This window comes from Pseudoalteromonas sp. SG44-1, from assembly GCF_014164315.1.
Taxonomy (GTDB): domain Bacteria; phylum Pseudomonadota; class Gammaproteobacteria; order Enterobacterales; family Alteromonadaceae; genus Pseudoalteromonas; species Pseudoalteromonas rhizosphaerae.
The window spans coordinates 1-2,567 of sequence record NZ_JACJEW010000137.1; the positions used below are offsets into that span (position 1 = coordinate 1).

Below are 2,567 nucleotides of genomic sequence, written 5' to 3' on the forward strand. Positions count from 1 at the left end.
GTTGCTCGTTGCTCGTTGCTCGTTGCTCGTTGCTCTAGCAGCTTTTTATTTATTCGGGTATCATTTGCGCAACTTTGATTATCAGTTGCTATTTATGACCACGTTAAGTGCTAAGGAAAATATTCAAGCCATTGTTAAGGCGATTAAAGCTGAAGAAGCTAAGCTTCGTCAAAAGCACCCGTTATTAGCCCATCAAAATACTATCGGGATGGCTATTTTATTATTATCACTCAGTGCGTTAATTGGGGTTGGTGCACTTTATTACTTCGCTATTATCCCTGCGTGGCTATGTATTATTTTAGCAGCCATTGCAGCGTCAATTTCCCACGAGCTTGAACACGACCTGATCCATAAACAGTACTTTAGTAACCAGCCTTTTCTACATAACTTTATGATGCTAACAGTGTGGCTAATGCGCCCAAATACTATTAGCCCATGGTATCGCCGTAAAATGCATTTACATCATCATAAAGTGTCGGGTACTGAGCAAGACTTAGAAGAGCGCTTAGTGGGTAATGGCATTAAAAAGCCATTGTTACGGGCGTTGGTAATTGTTGATGGCTTACTCGGCTTGTTAATTAACGCTAAACGTTTTAGTAAAGAAATCAAAGGGTTTAGCTTTTTTAAGGTATTTAACGCAGGGTTTCCGGTTACCACAGCGTACTTTGCTATTTTATACAGCGTAATTGTGTTCCATTTAGTTGATTTATTTACCCCACTTGCGGCTAATTCGCCGGCGTTGTTGCTGGACACTATGGCGGTGTTTGAGTTTTTAATGGTGGTGTTGATTGTGCCTAATATTGTGCGTTCAAGTTCATTAAATTTTGTGACTTCATCAATGCATTACTATGGCGGCGTTAATAACATGCTGGAGCAAACGCATGTTTTAACGAGTCGCTTGTTCGCACCGTTTAACTTGTTTTGTTTTAACTTTGGCCATACCCATACGATCCACCATTTTGTGCCGAATCAACCGTTTTATTTACGCCAAATGATCAGCAAGAAAGTACTTGAGGTAATGAAAAAACACGGTGTTCGCTTTAACGATTTTGCTAGCATCAAACAAGCAAATCGCTATCAAGCTTCTTAATATCAAGATACAAATTACTAATTGACCTCAAGTTAAGTTAAGGTTTTAAAGTCGTTATCTAACTCAATATTTAGGTAACGACTATGAACCTTAATCAAATCACTTTACCTGTCTGTGACATCGAAAAAGCAAATCAATTTTACCTGGCCATGGGCTTTACACAAATTGTAAAAACGGATCATTACTCACGCTTTGAGTGCCCTAATAAAGCTACATTTTCTTTATTATTAACTGATGATGTGTTTAGTAATGGTGCGGTTATATATTTTGAAAGCGCAGAACTAGAAAAGTGGGTCGCCTCCTTAAAAGCTAAGGGCTTTGAGTTTGAATCAGTGATCACCGTGCAGCGTTATTTATGGCGAGAAGCGGTGTTAAAAGACCCATCAGGCAATAAAATTAAACTTTATTGGGCGGGGTGTAATCGGCTGAATCCATCATGGCGAGTTGAAGTTACAGATTGATCGTATTCTTGCTATGTCGGGTATAAAGATATTTTGTAGAAGAGTCTGTTATGTTTGATAGTAGCCAAGTGTCTAGAATTATCGAGATGGCATGGGAAGATCGCACGCCATTTGAAGCCATTGAAAACCTTTATGGTTTAAATCATTCCCAGTTAGTTAGTTTTATGCGCGACAATATCTCATCGGGTTCGTTTAAAGTCTGGCGCAAGCGCCATGCTGGCCGTACAACAAAACATTTAAAATTACGCAATCCCGCTATTATGCGCAGCCACTGTAAAACCCAGTATAAAAACCGTTAATGACCTAAACGTTTGTTGAAAATACAAGGGAAGTTGGCGTAAAGTGATACCACTTTAGTTAGTTAAAATTCTATGTAGGGATCTTAAATGCAAATTACCGGACGTTGTCATTGTGGTGAGGTTACTTACCATGCTGAAGTTGATGAAAATAAAGTAATAAATTGTCATTGTACTGATTGCCAAATTATCGCAAGTTCCCCATTTCGCACTGTGGTTATATCACATCCTAACGCGGTTACGTTTACTGCAGCTGCGCCGAAAGAATATATAAAAACAGCCGAAAGTGGTAATAAGCGTGCACAGGGATTTTGTGGTAATTGCGGCACCTCTTTGTATGCAACGTCAGTCGGTGATGGCGATAAAATTTATGGCCTACGTATTGGGGCTATTGAGCAGCGTGAGCAACTTATTCCTAAAGCACAAATTTGGTGTCGTTCAAGCCCATCTTGGTTAAAAGAGCTAAACACTATAACTGGCTTTGATACTGTGCCTTAAGCGTCTAATTTCGTAATGTATATTACTACTATGCGCGCTCTAACAATTTTGCAAAAGATAAATTAGCGCGCATTGCTACGTTTATATCTGCTTTAATAGCCAGGGCAAGAGCATGAAAAAAGCCTATGATTTCAATACCTTTTCAAGGTAACCTGTACTGCGCATAGCTTTTTTCTGTTTTGCGGGCATGCCTTTATTAAAGCTTGTTTCTGCTTTTAGCTG

The 2,567-nt window shown here is 39.3% G+C and carries 4 protein-coding genes; all 4 read left to right on the forward strand.

The features are described 5' to 3' along the window. Positions 1-94: 94 nt before the first annotated feature. The 4 genes from H5187_RS23115 (at position 95) to H5187_RS23130 (ending at position 2,345) form a co-directional block, all read left to right on the forward strand. Positions 95-1,090 (forward strand): fatty acid desaturase, encoded by a 996-nt coding sequence (locus tag H5187_RS23115; RefSeq protein ID WP_182731806.1) that lies wholly within the window; start codon positions 95-97, stop codon positions 1,088-1,090. Positions 1,091-1,173: 83 nt separating this feature from the next. Further along, positions 1,174-1,551 (forward strand): VOC family protein, encoded by a 378-nt coding sequence (locus H5187_RS23120; protein WP_182718282.1) that lies wholly within the window; start codon positions 1,174-1,176, stop codon positions 1,549-1,551. Positions 1,552-1,601: 50 nt separating this feature from the next. Further along, positions 1,602-1,850, forward strand: coding sequence for a TIGR03643 family protein (locus tag H5187_RS23125; RefSeq protein ID WP_145241233.1), 249 nt, complete (start codon positions 1,602-1,604; stop codon positions 1,848-1,850). Between the two features lie 87 nt (positions 1,851-1,937). Further along, positions 1,938-2,345 carry a GFA family protein gene (locus H5187_RS23130; protein WP_182718283.1) on the forward strand — a complete coding sequence of 136 codons (408 nt, stop codon included), beginning with the start codon at positions 1,938-1,940 and terminating at the stop codon, positions 2,343-2,345. Positions 2,346-2,567: the final 222 nt, after the last annotated feature.

What these genes read in the sequence shown, in the direction of transcription:
- H5187_RS23125 (WP_145241233.1), top strand. Translation starts at nt 1,602, where the DNA reads ATGTTTGATAGTAGCCAAGTGTCTAGAATTATCGAGATGGCATGGGAA.
- H5187_RS23130 (WP_182718283.1), top strand. Translation starts at nt 1,938, where the DNA reads ATGCAAATTACCGGACGTTGTCATTGTGGTGAGGTTACTTACCATGCT.
- H5187_RS23120 (WP_182718282.1), top strand. Translation starts at nt 1,174, where the DNA reads ATGAACCTTAATCAAATCACTTTACCTGTCTGTGACATCGAAAAAGCA.
- H5187_RS23115 (WP_182731806.1), top strand. Translation starts at nt 95, where the DNA reads ATGACCACGTTAAGTGCTAAGGAAAATATTCAAGCCATTGTTAAGGCG.